This window comes from Flavobacterium ginsengisoli, assembly GCF_029625315.1.
Lineage (GTDB): Bacteria > Bacteroidota > Bacteroidia > Flavobacteriales > Flavobacteriaceae > Flavobacterium > Flavobacterium ginsengisoli.
The window spans coordinates 4,142,146-4,162,186 of sequence record NZ_CP121110.1 but is presented as its reverse complement, the minus strand read 5'-3'; the positions used below and the strand labels follow the sequence as shown (position 1 = coordinate 4,162,186).

General features: G+C 33.0%; 14 protein-coding genes and 4 pseudogenes. 10 read left to right on the top strand and 8 right to left on the bottom strand.

Annotated elements, in window-relative coordinates; all coding sequences use genetic code 11:
* Positions 1-2: 2 nt before the first annotated feature.
* The 5 genes and pseudogenes from P5P87_RS19515 to P5P87_RS19495 form a co-directional block, all read right to left on the bottom strand.
* On the bottom strand, positions 3-233 hold the full coding sequence (locus P5P87_RS19515) for a hypothetical protein (protein WP_111286913.1): 231 nt from the start codon (positions 231-233) through the stop codon (positions 3-5).
* Complete coding sequence (locus P5P87_RS19510; RefSeq protein WP_095928220.1) at positions 233-1,033, bottom strand: energy transducer TonB; 801 nt, start codon at positions 1,031-1,033, stop codon at positions 233-235. The genes P5P87_RS19515 and P5P87_RS19510 overlap by 1 nt, the downstream gene beginning before the upstream one ends.
* A complete protein-coding gene (locus P5P87_RS19505) occupies positions 999-1,634 on the bottom strand; it encodes an ExbD/TolR family protein (protein ID WP_278020328.1) in 636 nt (211 codons plus the stop codon). Before P5P87_RS19505 ends, P5P87_RS19510 begins: the two co-directional genes overlap by 35 nt.
* Before the next feature lie 19 nt (positions 1,635-1,653).
* A complete protein-coding gene (locus tag P5P87_RS19500; protein ID WP_095928222.1) occupies positions 1,654-2,265 on the bottom strand; it encodes an ExbD/TolR family protein in 612 nt (203 codons plus the stop codon).
* A 41-nt stretch (positions 2,266-2,306) separates the two neighbouring features.
* Positions 2,307-3,132, bottom strand: a pseudogene (locus tag P5P87_RS19495) (MotA/TolQ/ExbB proton channel family protein).
* 382 nt (positions 3,133-3,514) lie between these two features.
* Here P5P87_RS19495 and P5P87_RS19490 point away from each other — a divergent pair.
* Positions 3,515-5,033, top strand: a pseudogene (locus P5P87_RS19490) (helicase HerA-like domain-containing protein).
* 87 nt (positions 5,034-5,120) lie between these two features.
* On the opposite strand, the gene P5P87_RS19485 reads toward P5P87_RS19490, so the two are convergent.
* Positions 5,121-6,464 carry an FAD-dependent oxidoreductase gene (locus tag P5P87_RS19485; RefSeq protein WP_198855494.1) on the bottom strand — a complete coding sequence of 448 codons (1,344 nt, stop codon included), beginning with the start codon at positions 6,462-6,464 and terminating at the stop codon, positions 5,121-5,123.
* A 216-nt stretch (positions 6,465-6,680) separates the two neighbouring features.
* On the opposite strand from P5P87_RS19485, the gene P5P87_RS19480 reads away from it, so the two are divergent.
* Positions 6,681-7,037, top strand: a complete 357-nt coding sequence (locus tag P5P87_RS19480) for a GNAT family protein (protein ID WP_278020327.1) — start codon at positions 6,681-6,683, stop codon at positions 7,035-7,037.
* Positions 6,955-7,275 (top strand): GNAT family N-acetyltransferase, encoded by a 321-nt coding sequence (locus P5P87_RS19475; protein WP_340696696.1) that lies wholly within the window; start codon positions 6,955-6,957, stop codon positions 7,273-7,275. The genes P5P87_RS19480 and P5P87_RS19475 overlap by 83 nt, the downstream gene beginning before the upstream one ends.
* 65 nt (positions 7,276-7,340) lie before the next feature.
* On the opposite strand, the gene P5P87_RS19470 is transcribed toward P5P87_RS19475, so the two are convergent.
* Complete coding sequence (locus tag P5P87_RS19470; RefSeq protein ID WP_278020326.1) at positions 7,341-8,825, bottom strand: DUF1254 domain-containing protein; 1,485 nt, start codon at positions 8,823-8,825, stop codon at positions 7,341-7,343.
* 197 nt (positions 8,826-9,022) lie between these two features.
* Here P5P87_RS19470 and P5P87_RS19465 point away from each other — a divergent pair, with 197 nt between their 5' ends.
* The 4 genes and pseudogenes from P5P87_RS19465 to P5P87_RS19445 all read left to right on the top strand — a co-directional run bounded on the left by P5P87_RS19465 (position 9,023) and on the right by P5P87_RS19445 (position 13,827).
* Positions 9,023-9,817: a helix-turn-helix domain-containing protein gene (locus tag P5P87_RS19465; protein ID WP_278020325.1), complete on the top strand. Its 795-nt coding sequence runs from the start codon at positions 9,023-9,025 to the stop codon at positions 9,815-9,817.
* A gap of 76 nt (positions 9,818-9,893) precedes the next feature.
* Positions 9,894-11,186, top strand: a complete 1,293-nt coding sequence (locus P5P87_RS19460; protein ID WP_340696582.1) for a serine hydrolase domain-containing protein — start codon at positions 9,894-9,896, stop codon at positions 11,184-11,186.
* Between the two features lie 586 nt (positions 11,187-11,772).
* Positions 11,773-13,267 (top strand): annotated as a pseudogene (locus tag P5P87_RS26300) (serine hydrolase).
* 233 nt (positions 13,268-13,500) lie between these two features.
* Positions 13,501-13,827, top strand: a complete 327-nt coding sequence (locus tag P5P87_RS19445) for a hypothetical protein (protein WP_278020322.1) — start codon at positions 13,501-13,503, stop codon at positions 13,825-13,827.
* 125 nt (positions 13,828-13,952) lie between these two features.
* Here P5P87_RS19445 and P5P87_RS19440 read toward each other — a convergent pair whose 3' ends face one another.
* A complete protein-coding gene (locus tag P5P87_RS19440; RefSeq protein ID WP_278020321.1) occupies positions 13,953-16,343 on the bottom strand; it encodes a penicillin acylase family protein in 2,391 nt (796 codons plus the stop codon).
* Between the two features lie 109 nt (positions 16,344-16,452).
* Here P5P87_RS19440 and P5P87_RS19435 point away from each other — a divergent pair, with 109 nt between their 5' ends.
* The 3 genes and pseudogenes from P5P87_RS19435 to P5P87_RS19425 all read left to right on the top strand — a co-directional run bounded on the left by P5P87_RS19435 (position 16,453) and on the right by P5P87_RS19425 (position 20,005).
* Positions 16,453-16,977, top strand: coding sequence for a hypothetical protein (locus P5P87_RS19435; RefSeq protein WP_278020320.1), 525 nt, complete (start codon positions 16,453-16,455; stop codon positions 16,975-16,977).
* Between the two features lie 86 nt (positions 16,978-17,063).
* Complete coding sequence (locus P5P87_RS19430) at positions 17,064-17,795, top strand: hypothetical protein (RefSeq protein WP_278020319.1); 732 nt, start codon at positions 17,064-17,066, stop codon at positions 17,793-17,795.
* Between the two features lie 412 nt (positions 17,796-18,207).
* Positions 18,208-20,005, top strand: a pseudogene (locus P5P87_RS19425) (hypothetical protein).
* Positions 20,006-20,041 lie beyond the last annotated feature (36 nt).

Below are 20,041 nucleotides of genomic sequence, written 5' to 3'. Positions count from 1 at the left end.
AATTATTCTTCTTTTGAATTAATTAATCTTAAAAATCTTATTCCAGAATATACAATCAGTAATCCACCAAAGGCATATCTATATTTCGGTTCCATGTTAAGTGGAAGTTTTTCCCAAAACATAATCATTAAACCGAGTACAAGATATATTAAAAAAAACAGTATTCCTAAAACAAGAAGAAATCGCTCTTTGAGCGATTTCTTCTGAATATTATTAAGCATATCTTTTAACATTATTCTGCAGATTGAATAGTAATAGGAAGAGAGTATAATACCCTAACTTTTTTACCATTTTGCTCGCCAGGAGTCCATTTTGGACATTTTTTAAGAACACGAATTGCTTCTGCTCCTGTACCATAACCGATATCTCTTAAAACTTTAATATCTGTTAATGACCCGTCTTTTTCAACTACAAACGTAACGTAAACCTTACCTTTTAAACCTTCTTCTTCTGGAGTTTTGTAGTTGTTTCCTACGAATTTGTAGAATTTCTCAATACCTCCTGGGAAGTCTGGTTTTACTTCGATACCAGCTGTATTATATACAGTGTTATCTTCTTGTACCACCTCTGCTACTGGTCCTTTTCCAACTGGTTCATCAACAGTTAAAACTGCATCTGGATCTCCTTTGATAGTCTCAGCACCAACTTTTTTGTCTTTTAATTCAACAATTTTTGGTGGGTCTTCAGTTACTTCTTCCGCTTTTGCAACCACAGGTTTAACGAATTTAACCTGATCCACTTTTGGTGGTGGTGGTGGTGGTGGTGGCATGTTAGGCTTAATTTCCTCTTTTTTAGGAGGTAATTTTACCGCAGCCATCTTAACCTCTTTAACCTCTTCTTCTTCAGTTGAGTCTGGTAACAAACTCGCGATAAGAGGAGCAGCAACAGCAGCACTAAAGATAAGAGAACCAATAACAAGTGCTTTCACAGTTGTTTTTCCGTTTGATTTTCTCAGCTCGTATGCTCCATATATCTTATTACGTCCTTCGAATACGATATCAAGCCACTGATTTTTTATAATATCTAATTTCATACTTCTTGATTTTTAAGTCGACAAAACTTAAGATTGCTCTTATTTTTTTATCTATCACTTTTGCTTCTTCTGGTGTAAACTCAGGAACAATTGCATACGTCTCAACTCCAGTGATAGCCATTTCGTCCAAGATATCAACCAAATTACGGTAATTTGATTTTTTCGTTGGTTTAATGATCACAATGATTCCGTTTTTAGGTTTCCCTAAAGCAGCAGAATAAGCTAAAACATTTTTCTTTTGTTTTAACAATTCTCTACGGATTCCATCTTTACCATATGCAATATCTTTTGGCCCCACTTTTGGTGTTGCCAATAACCCCATATAGTAAACCATTTTGTTATCGCCACCTAACATTACTGTCATAGTACGATTCTCGTCTACTTTGGTATCCTCAGTTTTCTTATTTGGATCATCATCTTTATTTGGCAATGACAAATCCATCGATTGAGGTTTTGACAACGAAGTAGTTAACATAAAGAATGTAATCAATAAGAATGCCAAATCCACCATCGCTGTTAAATCGACTTTCGAATTCTGCTTTTTACTTCTTACTTTACCACCTTTACCACCACCGCCGTCGCCGGTATTTAATTCAGCCATCTTAGTGTATATTTTTTAATTAAAAGTCTCTTCCTCTTTTACCTGTAACTAAGTTAAAGGAATTGATTTTCTGATCTTGCAAAATATCCATAATTTTTCTAATTCTTGGATATTCTTCTTTAGCATCTCCTTTAATCGCAATCTGCAATTCTTTGTCATCCAAATCAATTGTAGCTCTTCTAGAGATTAGAAGCCATTCTTTTAATTGATTATCTAATGAATCCAAAGGAATTCCAGGCTGGTTTGCTTTGGTTCTATCCGCCGCTTTCATATCAATGATTTGCTTTAAACCTGTAATTGGCACACCAAAATCGTCCATAAGAGCAAATTTGGTTTTATCTTCTTCTGAAAATTCAATACCATATTTTGCACCCATTCCTTCAAGAGTTCTTTTACGAACTTCTCTTCCTTTGATGTCAAAAAATACTTTCCCTTTTCCTATTGTAATAATAGCCAAATCGGTATCTGGCAGTTTACTTATTGCAACGGAAGCAGGCATATCTACAGGTAATGCCTCTGGCACTTTAGCAGTAGCGGTTAAGATAAAGAACGTAAGCAAAAGGAACGCTACGTCACACATCGCAGTCATATCTGTCGATGTAGACTTCTTTTTCATTTTAATTTTAGCCATTATCTTTTATTTTATTTTTTTGATAAAAAATCAAAAATTAATTATTGTCTTAAACTTCCTCTGAATTTTCTGTAAGTATTCACGATTGTAGTACCAGCCTCATCGATAGAGTAAGTTAAATCGTCAATTTTAGCAGTAAAGAAGTTGTAAGAGATAATTGCTAAGATAGAAGTAGAGATACCTGTTGCAGTGTTGATAAGTGCCTCAGAAATACCTGTTGCAAGAGCAGCTTGGTCAGGAGTACCAGCAGAAGCTAACGCACCAAACGCTTTAATCATACCAGATACAGTTCCTAATAATCCTCCTAATGTACCTAAAGATACTAAAGTAGAGATAATAGTCATGTTTTTCTCTAACATTGGCATTTCTAATGAAGTTGCCTCTTCAATTTCTTTGTGGATTACTTCTGAAGCTTCTTCGCTGTTGAATCCTTCTTTTTTAACATCTTGGTATTTTACTAAAGCTGATTTAATTGCGTTTGCAACTGAACCTTGTTGTTTGTCGCAAGAAGCAATAGCGGCTTCGATGTTTCCTTCTTTAATACTACCTTGAACGCTTTTCATGAATTTGTCAAGGTTAGTTTTTCCTGCGAGCTTTACCGATAACAATAAATCTTTCAATAGAAAAAACAACAACCATTAAAAACATACCTAATAATACTGGTACGATGAAACCTCCTTTATATACTTGTCCTAATGTATTGATTGGATGTCCTGTTTCTGGATTACCTCCTTCGAAGTTCGCAGAATCCCCCATGATTACTTTCCAAATAAACACCCCTACTAAGATACACGCTACAATAATGATTCCAGTGATCATTCCTCCGCCATTTGAAGTGCTTTCTTTTTTAACTTTAACGTTTGCCATTTTTTTTAATTTTAATAGTTTTAAATAATTTTTATTTTTTAGTTATATTTAACTTGTAGAGGAGCAAATTTATACGTTTAGTTTAAATAAAAAAACTTTTTTTAATTTAATTGACCGAAATTTAACTTCAAATTAAAAAATATCTCATTAAATTGCCATCATCATTTTTTAGATAAAACAAAAAAAAGGACGATAATTAGAAAAATTACAACGTTTTAGTAAATATTCAAAGATTCCTTTGATATCTTCTTAAAAAGTCTGCGAATTTTTTTTTTATTAAATTTTCAATCAAAAAAAGCTTTTTCTTACTAAAAAAAACCACATAAAAAGTGCCCAAAAACAAAGCAATACTCATATAACAATCTAAATTACAAATAAAAACATGAATAAAAAAGAGAATTTTATTGCTGATATAAATACGGGGTATTCCTCGAAGGGAGACAGCATTATACTTGGAGGCGCAATGCTTGATGGTGAGCCAATTGCAGAGGCACATGTCAAAATTCCGCTGAAAACTTTAAATCGCCATGGATTAATTGCGGGTGCAACTGGAACAGGAAAAACCAAAACAATTCAGGTTTTTTCGGAGCAACTTTCTAATGCTGGAATTCCTGTTTTAATGATGGATATTAAGGGTGATTTTAGTGGTATAGCCAAAGAAGGTAAAGAAGAAGGTTTTATTACAGAACGTCATGCTAAAATAAATATACCTTATAATGTAGCCGCATTTCCCGTTGAATTAATGTCTTTATCTATACAGAATGGAGTTCGTCTGCGTGCAACGGTTTCTGAGTTTGGACCAGTTCTTTTTTCGCGAATTCTAGATTTAAACGATACACAGGCTGGAGTTGTTGCAGTTATTTTCAAATATTGTGACGATACTCAAATGCCTTTATTAGACTTAAAAGACATTAAAAAAGTAATTAATTATATTACTGAGGAAGGTAAAGATGAAATTGCTGCCAGTTATGGAAAAATTTCAACTGCTACAACAGGCACAATTCTTAGAAAAATTATAGAATTGGAACAACAAGGTGGAGATTTGTTTTTTGGCGAATTGTCTTTTGAAACCGACGATTTAATGCGAATTGATGAAAATGGGAAAGGTTATGTTAATATCATCCGTCTGACAGATATTCAAGATAAACCAAAATTGTTCTCGACTTTCATGTTAAGTCTTTTAGCTGAAATTTATCAGAAAATGCCTGAAAAGGGAGATGCTGGCCAACCCGAATTGGTTATCTTTATTGACGAAGCGCATTTAATTTTTAATGAAGCTAGTAAAGCGCTTTTGGAGCAAATAGAAACAATAGTAAAATTAATTCGTTCTAAAGGTGTTGGACTTTATTTTGTTACTCAAAACCCTATGGATGTACCTAGTGGAGTCTTGGCTCAATTAGGATTAAAAATTCAGCACGCGTTGAGAGCCTTTACAGCAAACGATCGTCAGGCAATTAAAAAAACAGCGGATAACTATCCTACTTCTCCTTATTATAAGACTGATGAATTATTAACGAGTTTAGGTATTGGAGAAGCTTTGGTAACTGCTCTTAATGAAAAAGGTATACCAACTCCTCTTGTGGCCACAATGATGCGTGCGCCAATGAGCCGAATGGATGTTTTGTCTGCTGAAGAAATTGACGAGATAAACGGTAAATCGAAATTAGTAAAGAAATACGCTGAAGAAATTGACCGCGAAAGTGCTTTTGAAATTTTAAACAAGAAGCTGGCACAAGCTTCTGAAGCTGCAGACAAAACAAGAAGAGCAAGCTCCTGCGAAATCATCAAAAGCAGAACCGAGCACTACAGAGGTCGTTACCAAATCTGTTTTGAAAGTGGTAACAAGCGCTACCTTTATAAGAGGTGTTTTTGGGGTTTTATCAAAATTCTTAAAGAAGTAAAAAATAAGCCCGACGGTTTTAAAATCTGTCGGGTTTTCTTTATGACAAAGGTTAATTTTACTTATTCAAATACGGTCTAGAAAAAACTTAAGCCTGTTCTAATAAAGCGAGAATTTTATTTTCTACTTCTGGACCGTTCCAAATATTTTCGATATTCTCCATTCGAAGGACTTCTTCCATAATTCCGTTTTGATAATCTCCGATTGCTAAAGCTTCGGCATACGGACGATCACTAAAAGTAACTCGACTGTAAAGCGGAATCCATTTGTCTGGATGCTTGTCTGAAAAGATTTTCTCAATTTTCTTTTGCAACAAGAATTTTTCATCTGCCGTTTTGGTACTCATTTCTAAGAAATTTCGATACGAAAGCTCTGCAATTGCATCTGCGTTTGGTTTTCTTGAGATCTGATATTCAGCAAATATTTTCTTCCAATCGTCTTGGTACTTTTCAATCATTTCGTTTAAAACGGTAATATCTTCAAAACCTGCATTCATTCCTTGTCCGTAAAATGGAACTATGGCATGGCAAGCGTCTCCAATCAAAGCAACTTTGTTTTCGTAAGTCCACGGAAAGCACTTCATCGTAACTAGAGTACTTGTTGGGTTTTTAAAGAAATCATTTGCCAATTCTGGAATAACTTCAATAGAATCTGGAAAATTTTTCTCGAAGAAATCTTCGACCATCTTGCGGTCTGTTAACGACTCAAAAGAGTTTTCTCCTTCAAAAGGCATAAATAAAGTACAGGTAAAACTTCCGTCAAGATTAGGAAGCGCAATTAACATGTACTCGCCTCTGGGCCAAATATGAAATGAATTTTTATCTAATTTATGTGTTCCGTCTGGATTTGCTGGAATATTCAATTCTTTATATCCCATATTCAAAAATTCTTGAGAATAATTGAACATGCTCTGGCGCTGCATTCTGTGGCGAATTCTAGAGAAAGCTCCATCGGCACCAAAAACCATATCAAACTTTCTTTCTTCCCACTCTCCTCTTTCGCTTTCTCCAATATGAAGTGTGGCATCGTTCAAAGTAACGTCCCAAACTTTTTGTTCAAAATGGAATTCAGCTCCGGCTTCTTCAGCAAGATCGATCATTTTTCTGTTTAATTTTCCTCTTGAAATAGAATAAATAGATTCGCCTTCCTGACCGTAATTCTGAAAGTTCAGTTTATCTACCAAATGTATGGCACGTTTATCCATCGGAATCGCAATTTCTCGAACCGCATCGCCAACACCTACTGCATCTAAAGCTTTCCAACCACGATTAGACATTGCTAAATTAATAGAACGTCCAGAAAAATTTATTTTTCGAATATCGGGACTACGATCATAAACATGAACAGAGTGACCCGCTTTTTTAAGATAAATTGCCAGAAGCGACCCTACAAGTCCAGAACCAACAACAGCAATTTTTAATGAAGTTTGCATCGAGGAAAATCTAATATTGGGTCGTAAAAATAACTAATAATAATACATGAGCCGTAAAATAAATGAACAAATTGTTCGCAAATAGTGATTTGAAAAGGCTATTTCAGTTTTCTTGATTTTAAAAATATAACAAATTGTTATTTTATTTAGTTTATTTAAAAAAATCAAACAACTAATTTCGTTTTCTATTTAATTCATTCAATAAAAACAAAATTCATGAACAGCGAAATTTTACAATCGGAGATTATTTTAGAAAATGAAAAAGCTCTTTTAATTCCTTTTGAAAGTGAAAGAAATATCGAACTCAAGAAAATCATTTTTGATGATGATATCTGGAAATATATGGGAATGTATGTTCGAAACGATCAAGATTTTGAAAACTATATTTCAAGTACATTAAAACAAAAAGCGGACGGAATTTGTTATCCTTTTTTAATTATTGATAAAGCTACAGGCAAAGTTGCAGGAAGCACACGATACGGTTACTTAAATCACGCGAGCCAAAAAATGCGAAATTGGTTGGACTTGGTACGGAAAAGAGTTTCAAGGAACGGGCTTAAATCAAGCGTGTAAATTTGAACTGCTTAATTTTGGTTTCGAACAAATTCAATTTAGAAGAATACAATTTAGCGCAGATCTAGAGAATAAAAGATCACAGAAAGCTATTGAAAAATTGGGAGCTGTTAAAGAAGGAATTTTCAGAAATAATTATGTTGACTCTGAAGGAAAAAGTAAAGATGACGTTTATTTTAGTATTATATTGGATGAGTGGGCGAAAACTAAAGAAGACAATTTCTCACACTTTATCTAAAAAAACAGGAGCCGACTTTTAAAGTCGGCTCCTGTTTTTGAATTAATTTATCTTTTAAAAATAGATTACTTTATTTCTTCAAAATCTCCTGGTTTCCAACTTCCATCAAAAGCGACTTTTTCTGGTCCATAAATACGTATGTAAACAAACCAACCTTTATTTGGAATTGTTTTTATCCATTGTCCTTCTTTGCCTGCAGGTGCTTTTGGTCCAAAATACAAATCAACTGTTTTGCCTCCTATTTTATCTTTAAGCTCAAACATAGAACGAAGTGCCGCTTTATTTTGGTCTGTAGCAATCTGGCTTCTTGTTTCGGCATCATAAACTGTAGCAGACCAAAAAAGTTTTGCAGGTACAGGTGTAGGGAGTGTAAGTTTATAGGTCTTGCTTCCATCAACATATTTTCCTGTATTGTCTTTCAATCCTAACCAATATAAAGATCCTGAACCTTCCTGACGTCTAAACATAGCTGGAGAAGCACCAATTGCTTGGTAGAACCATGTTTCTCTCGCATCTATATCAACATAATTCTCGGTATTAAAATCTCCATTTTCAGGACGAAGCCCAACCCATTCCCATTGTCGATCTTTCCAAACTATACGATCTGGACGGCGATCGGCAAACGATTGCACACGCATTTGAGCATTAGCAATTTTTGTCGCTTTTGAAAGTATGCTTTTCATACGTTCATCTGGCGTAAAAGGCTTTCCTTTTGCAATTCCAAGAACTGCCAATTCTCCATAATAATTGCGATATCCATCATAAGATGGTTCACGATCGATAATTTCTTTTAAAACTTCCCAATACTTAAAAGTTGTCTCATATTTTAATGGTGTAGTATTTTGCGGTTTGTCAGTCAATTGAAGCCATGTTGGTTCTTTCCAATCAGAAGTTTTATTAAACGGATAAACTTTTACTGTTGTTAAGCGTTCTAACGCTCCTTTTACATCTCCGCCAACAGGAAGCGAACGCACGCCAACAGTTAGATTATCAGATGAAGCATGCCAAACATAATATCCAGAAGAGGGTATTGTTCCTTTATAGCCAAATGGAAGAATTAAGTGTTTGCCTCCTTTTCCTGCATCTGGTCCAGGAATTCCCATATCGGCAACCCAACGCTGATTAATATCCATGGCAACAACAATAAGCGGACCTGTAGGAATATCGACAACCATAGGACCTTTGGATAAATCTAAAACTACTGGTGCATAAGGTGTATCTGAATTTAATGTATACCCTATTTGACCTGGTTTTGTATCTAATGTTCCAAAAACGGAATTGGCCTTTACTCCTATTTCAAGATTTCCTAGACCAATTGCTGCCCCAGAAACGGTTGGATAGAAAAATTTATAGGTCTGAATCGCACGATTAAGATCGGCATCATCGTATGCTTTTTGTATAGTTGCCTCTGTTGGATATCCACCAACAAACTCATAGCCATCTACATTTGAAGAATCTGCAGAAACGCTTTCATTATTTACTTTGATTTCTTTCTTGCAGGCCGTTGCAAGAAGAAATAATGAAAACAAACAAGGAATGATTTTTTTCATAATAATTAGATTTAAACTTGAATTAGGGATAAAATACCAATCAAATTTAAATCTAGTTCATACAAAATTAGCCACTTGCCATCTTCAAATAGGTTTCAAGTTATAAAATGAAACCTGTTTTTTATGGGTATTCATTTTTGCATCATTCTCTTTTTAACCTAAATTTGAAATCAAATTGACAAATCAATCTAAAAAAAATGCGACTATATTCAGAACATTATGTAACCGTAAAAGCGGAACGGTTTGTCAATAAAGTTTGGTGTCTCGATAATAGCGTCGGCGAAAGCCTAATCGAAAACAAACTTGCTCTGCCAAATGGCTGTTTTAATCTAGCTCTTATAACCGGAAATTCTATTGAAGTTCATACCAGTAAAGCCAAATATCAAATGAACGAAGGTGTTTACTTTTGTTCGCAAATGACTAATAAAGTTTTGGTCAATATACATCCTAAAACTAAAGTTACCATTATTCAGCTTCACACTTGGGCGCTTTCAATGTTTCCAAAATACGATTTAAGCAATTTTACAGACTCAATTATTAAAATTGATGCTACAGAACTTCCTTTTAAAATTCAGACCAATTCTAATATCGAAATTGTATTAAATATAATAAATACCTACTTTGAAACTTTGTCTGATTTAAATTCAGAAAAAAATACCATTGAAAAAATTTGCGAGATAATACGACTTCGTGAAGATGAAATTTCAGTTTCTGAAATCAGTACAGCATTAAAATCTTCACAACGATTGCTTCAGATTAAGTTTAAAACTGCAACTGGATTAACGATTAAAAAATACATTCAGATTTTGAAATTTAGAAAATCAGTGGATCAAATGGTAAATTCTGATTTAGAAAAACTAAAACTGACTGATATTGCGCTTTACAATAAATATTTTGATCAGTCGCATTTTATCAAAAAGTTTAAAGACGTAACTAAAACTACTCCAAAAACTTTCGATCCCGATTCTTATTTTCTTTCTCATAAAAGATAAGTTTTTCGCATTTGTACAATTTTACGAGTTTTGATTGCTTTACTTTTGCTGTATCATCAATCAATATCAATTACAAATGAAAATCAATCAATCTTTTTTTCAGTTAAAATATCTCTTAGTTGGAATTTTATTTATCCAAATTCAATTTGGATTTTCTCAAGAAGCTAAAAATTCTGCTTTATACAAAACCATTATGTCAAAAGACAGTCTTCTTTTCAATATTGGCTTTAATACCTGCGATATAAAACAATTTGAAAATCTTTACACAGAAGATTTTGAATTTTATCACGACAAAGACAGCATTTCCGACAAAGCACGATTTTTAAAAACATTTCAAAGCGGAATCTGTTCTCCAACAAGAAAATATAATTATCGAAGAGAATTAATAGACGGAAGTACTGAGATTTATCCTTTATACAAAAACGGCATTTTATACGGTGCGATTCAAATGGGAACGCATCGTTTTTATGAAAGCGCTGCTGGAAATGCAGAACAAGCAGGAAGTTTTGCCAAATTTACTCATCTATGGCTTTTAAAAAATAAAGAATGGAAATTAGCAAGATCACTTAGTTACAATCATCAAATGACAAGTTCTACTGCTGGCATATCAAATCTTTTTGACAATGATCTGGAAACCGAAAAATGGCTGAAAGAAAATAATGTTCCAGCTTTGGGAATTGGAATTATTGCAGACGGAAAACTAAAACAGGTAAAAGTTTTTGGCGAACTCAAAAAAGGCGTTTCAGCACCATATAATACAATTTGGAATGTGGCTTCGTTAACCAAACCTGTAACTGCCATAACTGTTTTAAAATTAGTAAGCGCCGGTAAATGGGATTTGGATGAACCGCTTTATAAATATTGGATCGATCCTGATATTGCGAAAGATCCTAATTTAAAATTACTAACCACGAGAATTGTTTTGAGCCATCAAACGGGTTTTCCTAACTGGAGGTCTTTTAATGAGTCTAAAAAATTAGATTTCAAATTTAAACCCGGAACTCAATACCAGTATTCTGGAGAAGGATTTGAATATCTGCGAAAAGCGGTAGAGAAAAAATTCCACAAAACATTAGATCAATTGGCTTCAGAATTAGTCTTTGAACCTTTAAATATGACCGATTCTCAATTAATTTGGAATGATAAAATAGATCTTTCGAGATATGCAGTCAATTTTGACAAAAACGGCAATGCTTATGAACCGACAAAAAATAAATCTGCAAACGCAGCAGACGATTTATTGACCACGATTGAAGATTATGGTAGATTTTTATCGAGCGTAATGAACGGTGAAGGGTTAAGTGAAAAAGTTTTTAAGGACATGATTTCGCATCAAGTTCAGACCAAAAAAACAAATACTTTGGTTTAGGCTTTGAAATTTATGATTTAGGAAATGAAAACTACGCTCTTTCGCATGGTGGCGCAGATCAAGGTGTTCAGACTATTGTTATTTTACTGCCAAAGACGAAACAAGGTTTAATCATTTTTACCAATGTTGATGATGGTTACAAAGTTTACGAAAATATTGTTGTTCATTATCTTGGAGAAAATGGCAGAAAAATAGTCGATATCGAAACAAAATAATTTTCCACTTCAATCAGATATTAACTTTAATCTGAAAACATGCTAAATTTATTTATCCTTCTGCTAATGTTTATAAGTAAAGTTTTGACATCTTAATATTGCTTGAAAATATTTGTTAGTTATGAGCATAGGCCTACTTTTATAGTACTTGGTCTGTGCTCTACTTTTTTTATTCTGAAAAAAAATAAAAAATTTAGCTAAATCCTGAAACCAAATCGCAAATCATTCGTCTAACATTTTAGAGCCTAAATTTATTTCATGAAAAAAATCGTAATTTCGAGATAACTTTCTGAATATCTTTTAGTTGATAAGTTTCAATCATCAATCAAAAAACGAATCATTCATTAATCTTAAACCATAATCAATCCATTATGAAAAAATCAATCAAACTTGTTGCACTTTTTGTCGCTTTTCAGTTTTCATCCTTTAGCACCTTTGCTCAAGATAAAGCACAGCAAATTGAACAGCTTTTAAACAAATACAACGAATACGGACAATTTAACGGTTCGGCTTTGGTAGCTGAAAACGGAAAAATAATTTTCAAAAAAGGTTTTGGTTCTGCAAATATGGAATGGAATATTCCGAATCAACCAGACACAAAATTCAGATTAGGTTCTATCAGCAAACAATTTACGGCACTTTTAATTGTAAAATTGGCCGAGGAAGGAAAAATAAAATTGGATGTTCCTATTACAACTTATCTTCCAGATTATCCAAAAGAAAATGGCAGTAAAATCACGATCCATAATTTGCTGACTCATACTTCTGGAATTCCAAATTATACTAATGCACCAAACTTTTTTAAAGACAAAGCAAAAAATCCTTATACTCCAGAAGCTTTCGTAAAGACATTCTGGGATTTACCTCTTGAGTTTACACCTGGCGAAAAATTCAATTACAGCAATTCGGGTTATTTCTTGTTAGGTTATATTATCGAAAAAATCACAGGTAAGACATATGAGCAGAACTTACAGGAAACTATTTTCACACCTTTAAAAATGGTTAATTCTGGTTACGATCACAGCGATTTAATTATAAAAAACAGAGCTGCTGGATATGAGAAGGAAGGAAATAAAATTGTGAATGCTCGCTTATATCGACATGAGTATTCCGTACGCTGCTGGATCTTTGTATTCTACTGTAGAAGATTTGTATTTGTGGGATCAAGCACTTTATACCAATAAATTACTTTCTGCAAAAAGTATGGAATTGTTATACAAACCATACATAAAAGCTTGGAATGGTTTTTACGGATATGGATGGTCAACTTATGAAATTCTGAACGGAAATGATAAATTAACCGTTATTGAACACGGAGGTGGCATCAACGGATTTAACACGATCATCTCGCGCATTCCGGCAAATAAAATTCTTATTGTTTTATTGAATAATACTGGTGGAACTCTTTTAGGCGAAATGAATACGGCAATTCGTTCTATTTTGTACAATCAGCCTTTTAATCAGCCGAAAAAATCATTGGCTCTTGATTTATTAGATGTTTACACAGAAAAAGGTGCACTTGCAGGAACTGATGCTTTTAAAAAGCTAAAAAATGATCCTACTTATGCAATTAAAGAAGGTGATATGAACCGAGTTGGATATCAATTATTGCAAACTGGAAAAAAGAAAGAAGCTATTGAGGTTTTCAAAATCAACGTAGAAGCTTTTCCTAAATCTGGAAATGTTTACGATAGTTTAGGCGAAGCTTATTTAGCCGACGGAGACAAAAAAATGGCAATTGCTAATTATAAGAAATCTGTTGAATTGGACCCAACCAACGAAAGCGGTAAAAAAGTTTTAGAAGAACTTTCTAAAAATAAACTGAGAACACTTTTATCTAAAAAAATACTCAAACGACTCCGATAAAGTAGAATCAAAATCTACTTTATCGGAGTTTTTTGTTACAACTTGGAACACTCAAATTTGGCAATTTATTTTTTAAAATACTATTTTAGCCCTACCCAAAACAACTGAATAACCTATGAAAAATCTAAAAAACTGCAGTTTTCTTTCTGTATTGCTATGCCTTTTTATTTCTTCTAAATCTTTCTCGCAAAACAATCAGCCATTGATGCCAACCCAGCAAAATAAAATTATAATTGATAGAATTATCGAAGTCAGCTCATTATAAAAATTATGTAATTGATTTTTGTTTAGTGAAAATAAATGAAGCTTCTGCAAAAGAAGGCTGGAACGATCAAAAAGCAATGGAAATTACTGAAAGCATAAACTATAAAAATTTCAGAGATGCGATTTATAATGTTTTCGCTAGACACAATGAAGTCGAATTGGAAACTATTTTAAAAGCTTACGAAAAAGACACGGCTTATCAATCTCAAAATTTCATGACGGCAAGTAAAGTTCTTTTTAATAATCTGAACATTTTTGCCAATGATATTGTTAAGGGAAAATATCTTTTGAAGTAAGGTTTAGAGAGACAAAGAGACAAAGGTTCAAAGTTTTTTATTTGCAAACAGATCTTTGTCAAAGTTTCAAACTTTGACAAAGATTATCGAACCTATGATTTGAAATCTGAAACTTGAAATAAAACTTAATTCTTCGGTTTTAAAACCAATTTAGTAGAAGTTTTTATAATCTCTTCTTTGTTCAATTTCATTTTTCTGAACTTTCCTGCGTTGTACATTTCGGCTTGATCGCTATAATGTTTACTGAAAGGATTTCCAGATTGTCCTGTCGGCAAAATACTCCAACTGTTTTCTACATCGGCAAAATCAACAATTCTTCTTGTTGAAGGTCCGCCTTTGGTGTAATATTTCCCTTCGTCATTAAATCCGAAAAATAAATTATTAATCACTTCATTTGAACCAGGAGAATTAAAAGGCCCAACATTAAATAATCCGCGAAGTGCTTTGACTTTTCCTAATGGATGTTCATGTTCTACTGTATGCACTTTTCCCCAATTCCATTCTGAAATATTTTGTCCTAACTGATTTTGTAAAGAAATAACAGCATCATGAAATGATTTCGAAACAATCTCGGTTCTAGTTTCTTTTACATTTTTCGTTTTGATATTATCCCACCAAACCGAATGTTCATTTTTTATCTGATTGGCAATTACTTGTTTTCCAAGAGAAATTCCCAAAAACAAATTGAAATTGTCTTTTCCCATTTCGTCTTCAAACGTATTTTTCAAATACAAATAAATCCATTTGTTGTAAATCGTCGGCGCAACATCTTCTAAATTGGTTGTTCCTTTCCAAGATCTTAAAACATTTATAACTTCTTTTTCTTTATTAGAAAGTGCTTTATTATCTAAACTTGCAATTAAGTTTTTAGTCGTTTCAACAGCAACATCAGACGTATTATCATAAATCATTTTACTGATGGCTTCCTTATCCCAATCTGACTTGGCATCTAAAATTCCTGAAATTCTTTTAGCTCGATCTTCTGGCAAATAATATCCTGGATACAAATAACCATTGTCAATAGCTTCTGGCTGATTATTGGCTGAATAAACATATCCCCATGCTGGATTTTCTGCTGATGGATTTTTTTCGAAATCTAAAAACTTCGTAATATCGTCTTTTCCGCTTGAACCGTCTAGAATCAAATGCGTATTAACGCCTTCATTGTGTCTATATAATTTTCCACTTGCCCACCAAGCTACATTACCTTTTGCATCACCATACATTACGTTTAATCCTGGCGCTGCAATTAAAGACACCGCCTTTTTAAAGTCGGTTGTATTTTTGGCATGCGAAAGTCCATAAGCAGCGTCTAGAATCAAGATTGGTTCTCTAGTATAAGTCCACGACATTGCAATTGGATTTTTCTTATCTAAACGATCTATAAAATCATTCATAATTGGTCCGTGGCGAGTAATTTTAACCGTCAAGACAACATCCGAAGAATCTTTTACTTTTATCGTTTTTTTTCTGATTTCATATTTATCGAAACCAGTTGGCGTTTGATATTGCGAAACATCGCTTGGTTTATTTTTTTCTTGATAAAAATCGATGTCATCATTTTCAAACATGGTCAAACCATAAGCATAATCCCTATTATGTGCCAAAAGCGGAAACGGAGTTCCAGCCAAATAACAGCCGTACAATTCATGCTTTGGGGTAACTAAATGAGCTTCGTACCAAGTTGCAGGTTGCGAAAATCCAATATGCGGATCATTAGCAAAAATAACTTTTCCCGTTTTTGATTTATGTGGCCCAACAACCCAGCTATTACTTCCAACAAATGGAGGAATTGGAGATTGATCCAACATGGCAGTTATAGACTTTGAAATCTCAGTATACTCTTCCGTTTTCTCTTTTGAGATTCTAATTCTTGTATTATTAAATTCTCCTTCAATTCCTAAATCTTTCAAATAAGCGGCTCCATATTTATTTTTTATATCGGTCAATAGCGGATCTGTTTTCTGTGCCATGGCAAAACTGAAAGACATATATCCAAAAATATTATAAACATCTTTTATAGTAAATTTTTGCTTTTTTACACCCACCAAAGTAAACTCGATTGGCGTTACTCCTTCTTCTAGATATTGATTGATTCCATCTAAATACGCTTGAGTCAATTTATAACTTTCGCTGTTTTTATCCAATTTTGCAATGGCTTTTGCCGAAGCTTCTTCGATTCCGATTCCCGCAAAAAACTTATCGTTTTTAAGCGCGACACCTCCAAAAAGTTCGGATAAACGTCCTGGAGCAATTCGGCGTAACAATTCCATTTGCCATAATCTTTCCTGTGCATGTACATAACCTAAGGCGGTCATAGCATCTTTTTCAGAATCTGCATAAATATGAGGCACTCCAAAATCGTCAAAATAGACTGTGGTTTCTTTCTCGAGATTATTCAATTGTACAGAACCTTCATATTTCGGTTTTAAATGAAAAATATAAGCGCACAAACCAATCGCAAGAATCACCACAAGAACCAATACGGTCAACAAGATTTTTTTAATTATTCTCATATTCTAAAAAAGGATAAAAATTCAAAATGATATAACTTTTCTGTAAAATTTTATAAGAAACAAAGCTCTTTTAAAGTCTAAATTTATGTATTTAAAATTAATACTATAAATGTCAATCTATAAAAAAATAGCGATTGTTGTAATTTCTCTGTTTGCAATTGTAATTCTTGCGAATGTTGGCTTGAATTATTGGATCAAAAAACAACTTCCGATTATTATTCACGAAAAAAACAAAACGGCTTATAATATCAATTACGAAAAAATTGAAGTCTCTCTTTTTTCTAGAAATATTAACGCACAGACTTTATTGGTTAGTCCGAAAAATGAACCGAAAGACAGCAAAAATGGACTTTTTTCTAAAATTGAATCTATCACTATAAAACATTTCAATATTTGGGATTTGGCTTTTCGCGATATCATTCAGGCAGAAAGTATAATTATCAATAAACCGCGAATCATTTTATACAAAAAAGGCGAAAAATTAATCAATAACAGCAAAAGCATTGAAAAAGAAATTATTGATCCGTTTCGAAAAATTATTGCAGTTTCTAATATTTACCTCAACGAAGGATCGGTTGATGTTGTTTCTTTAGATACAGATAAACCGATTTTTAGTATAAAAAAATACTTTTAAAACTGGAAGGCATTTTAATTACGGATGCTACTTTAAAAGAAAAAATTCCGATTCAATATAAAAAATATGCACTCGTTTGCGACAGTTTGTTTTACAGACCAAATGGTTTTTATTACATCAATATTGGAAAAATAAGCACCGAAAAGAATTTCTTAAAGATTAATAATTTCTCTAATCTTCCTCAATTTGAACGTAGAGAATTTCTAAAACGTCTTGAAAAAGAAAAAGATATTTACAATTTAAAATTCGATTCGGCTCAAGTCGCAAAAATGGACTGGGGTTTCAAAAATAACCAGTTTTATTTCAAAGCGAATTCACTGGTCATTCACCATTTTGATGCTAATATTTACCGCGGAAAAATGTTGAAAGACGATCCAAGCAAAAAATACCTTTACAATCATTTATTGCGAAATCTGAAATTTCCGCTTCAAGTTGACACTTTACAAGTTTTGAAATCGAAATTGGTTTACGAAGAAGAACTTGATTTTGCTAAAGGTCCGGGAGTTTTAACTTTCGATAAATTTAATCTGCAAGCAACTAATTTGAGAAGTGGTTTTGGTTTGAAGAAAACAGATGATGTGAAAATCAAAGTCAAATGTATTTTCATGAAAAATTCTCCTCTTGATGTCGATTGGAGTTTTAATGTTTTAGACAAAAGTGACGGATTTCATATTCAAGGTGTGATTTCAAATTTTGATGTTGGAGCTATGACAAGATTCACTAAACCCTATATCAACAGTACTTTTACCGAACTTTCAATAAATACCGTTTTAATTTTTATGGAAACGACAACGGATCGAAAGGAAATGCCTCTTTAGATTATGAAGATCTGAAAGTCAAATTATACAAAAAGAAAAATCCTGAAAAAGAGGCAAAACTTAAAACGGCTGTTGCCAATTTACTGGTAAAAAACGATTCGAAAGACGCGACCAAAACTGCAGAAATCGAAGTAGAAAGACTTCAAGACAGATCGTTCTACAACCTTTTGTGGAGAAGTATTGCAGAATCTTTGAAGAAGATTTTGATTTAGAATATTATTCTTTATCCACGAATTGCACAAATTGACACTAATTTTTTATCCGTATTGTGAAAAAAAGAAAAAATCGAGAAAATTTGTGCAATTCGCGACAATCTTTTTGCAGTATCCGCAATCCCTTTCAAACCTGACATTTATCAGGTTTTAGGAGGAAATATTTTTTTTCATTTGCTTCTATTTTAATCCGAATACAAATGACAAAAAAAAATCTGCATACTTTTCATATTCCGGTAATGGGATTGGCTTATACGATAGACAGTCCGATTAGAGTCGCGCAGTATGGAATTTCATCGGTTGTGGCTCTCGCAGACGATGATTTAATTGAAAAGATGCGTAATTTTTACAGCACAAAATTCAACATTCCTTACGAAGAAATCACTCAAAAATTTCATGATTACCGTGCTGAGAGAATTACCTCTTATTTAAATTTAGTCGATAAAATTGTAAAAGAGAAATTCGAAAACTTCAAAACAGAATTGGCAGAAAGCAAAACGGCTTTAGAAAATTTCGTATCGATGCTCGCCAAATACTTCTGATATTAAAAAAGGATTTCAGAATTTATTAGATGATGGAATTGCTTTTAAAGAAAACATTCAAAATTACATTGAAACACATCTTTTTCCTGGTGAAATCGATGTGAATATCATGACAAAATTGGACAAGGATAATTTCATCAAAAACGAACAGCTTCCAATTGAATTTAATGATGCTCATGCCGCTTTAAGAGGTTTTGCAAATAGTAATTTGGAATCTTCTGTTGTACTTTCTGCAGGAATGAATCCGAGATTGTTTGGTTATTTTGAAAACTTCAAAGATTTTTTTCCAAATGAAAATAATGAGCTAAAGAAGAAAATCATCTTAAAAGTAAGCGATTTTAGATCGGCTATGATTCAGGGAAATTTCTTAGCAAAAAAAGGACTTTGGGTTTCTGAATATCGAATTGAATCGGGATTAAATTGTGGCGGACATGCCTTTGCAACTGACGGGCTTTTATTAGGCACCATTTTAGAGGAATTCAAGCAGAAAAAAGATCAATTGATACAATCTGCCCACGAATTAATGATTAAAGCTTTACAGGCCAAAAATCAGCATTTCCCTGAAAATCCTTTAGAATTAAAAATTACCGTTCAAGGCGGTGTTGGAACTGCTGCAGAACATGAGTTTTTATTGGACGAATATAAAGTTGATTCTGTAGGTTGGGGTTCGCCATTTTTATTAGTTCCCGAAGCAACATCAGTAGATCAAGAAACTCGTAATTTATTGATGAAAGCCAAAGAAGATGATTTTTACTTAAGTAATATTTCACCTTTGGGAGTTCCATTCAACACTTTGAAAGGAACTACAAACGAATTCTTAAAACAAAAACGAATTCATGAGAATAAAGCTGGAAGTTCTTGTCCGAAGAAATTTTTAGCATTGAGCAAAGAATACGACCCACATGGAATTTGCACGGCATCAAAAAAATATCAGGATATTAAACTGGAAGAATTAGAAGCAAAAAAGGATTCAATATCTAATGATGAATTTGAGAAGAGCAAAATCAAAATCACCGAAAAATCATGTTTATGTGTTGGTCTCGCCAATGCTTCTTATCTAGAAAATGATATAAAAATAAAAGGTCAAGCGCAAGGCGTTGTAATTTGTCCAGGCCCAAACTTAGCTTATTTTGATCAAGAAGTTTCTTTAAAAGATATGATTCATCATATTTATCAAGGAAAATCGATCATTAGAACCGAGCGCCCAAACTTGTTTATAAAAGAGCTTAAAATGTATGTCACTTATTTTAGAAACGAAATTCAATCTGTTTCTGGAGAACTTACAACAGCTCAACTTAAAAAATGGAATTCTTTTAAATCTAATCTGTTAGATGGAATTGAATATTATAAAAATTTATTTGAATCGACAACAGTCTTTAAAGGTCATATAGAGCAACTCGATTTTTGTAAATCAGAATTAGTTGGTATTAAAATTCCCGTTTCAGAGTTGGTTTAAAATTGAAAACCCCAAATTATTTCTAATTTGGGGTTT

What these genes read in the sequence shown, in the direction of transcription:
- P5P87_RS19515 (WP_111286913.1), bottom strand. Translation starts at nt 233, where the DNA reads ATGTTAAAAGATATGCTTAATAATATTCAGAAGAAATCGCTCAAAGAG.
- P5P87_RS19510 (WP_095928220.1), bottom strand. Translation starts at nt 1,033, where the DNA reads ATGAAATTAGATATTATAAAAAATCAGTGGCTTGATATCGTATTCGAA.
- P5P87_RS19505 (WP_278020328.1), bottom strand. Translation starts at nt 1,634, where the DNA reads ATGGCTGAATTAAATACCGGCGACGGCGGTGGTGGTAAAGGTGGTAAA.
- P5P87_RS19500 (WP_095928222.1), bottom strand. Translation starts at nt 2,265, where the DNA reads ATGGCTAAAATTAAAATGAAAAAGAAGTCTACATCGACAGATATGACT.
- P5P87_RS19485 (WP_198855494.1), bottom strand. Translation starts at nt 6,464, where the DNA reads ATGCAAACTTCATTAAAAATTGCTGTTGTTGGTTCTGGACTTGTAGGG.
- P5P87_RS19480 (WP_278020327.1), top strand. Translation starts at nt 6,681, where the DNA reads ATGAACAGCGAAATTTTACAATCGGAGATTATTTTAGAAAATGAAAAA.
- P5P87_RS19470 (WP_278020326.1), bottom strand. Translation starts at nt 8,825, where the DNA reads ATGAAAAAAATCATTCCTTGTTTGTTTTCATTATTTCTTCTTGCAACG.
- P5P87_RS19465 (WP_278020325.1), top strand. Translation starts at nt 9,023, where the DNA reads ATGCGACTATATTCAGAACATTATGTAACCGTAAAAGCGGAACGGTTT.
- P5P87_RS19460 (WP_340696582.1), top strand. Translation starts at nt 9,894, where the DNA reads ATGAAAATCAATCAATCTTTTTTTCAGTTAAAATATCTCTTAGTTGGA.
- P5P87_RS19440 (WP_278020321.1), bottom strand. Translation starts at nt 16,343, where the DNA reads ATGAGAATAATTAAAAAAATCTTGTTGACCGTATTGGTTCTTGTGGTG.
- P5P87_RS19435 (WP_278020320.1), top strand. Translation starts at nt 16,453, where the DNA reads ATGTCAATCTATAAAAAAATAGCGATTGTTGTAATTTCTCTGTTTGCA.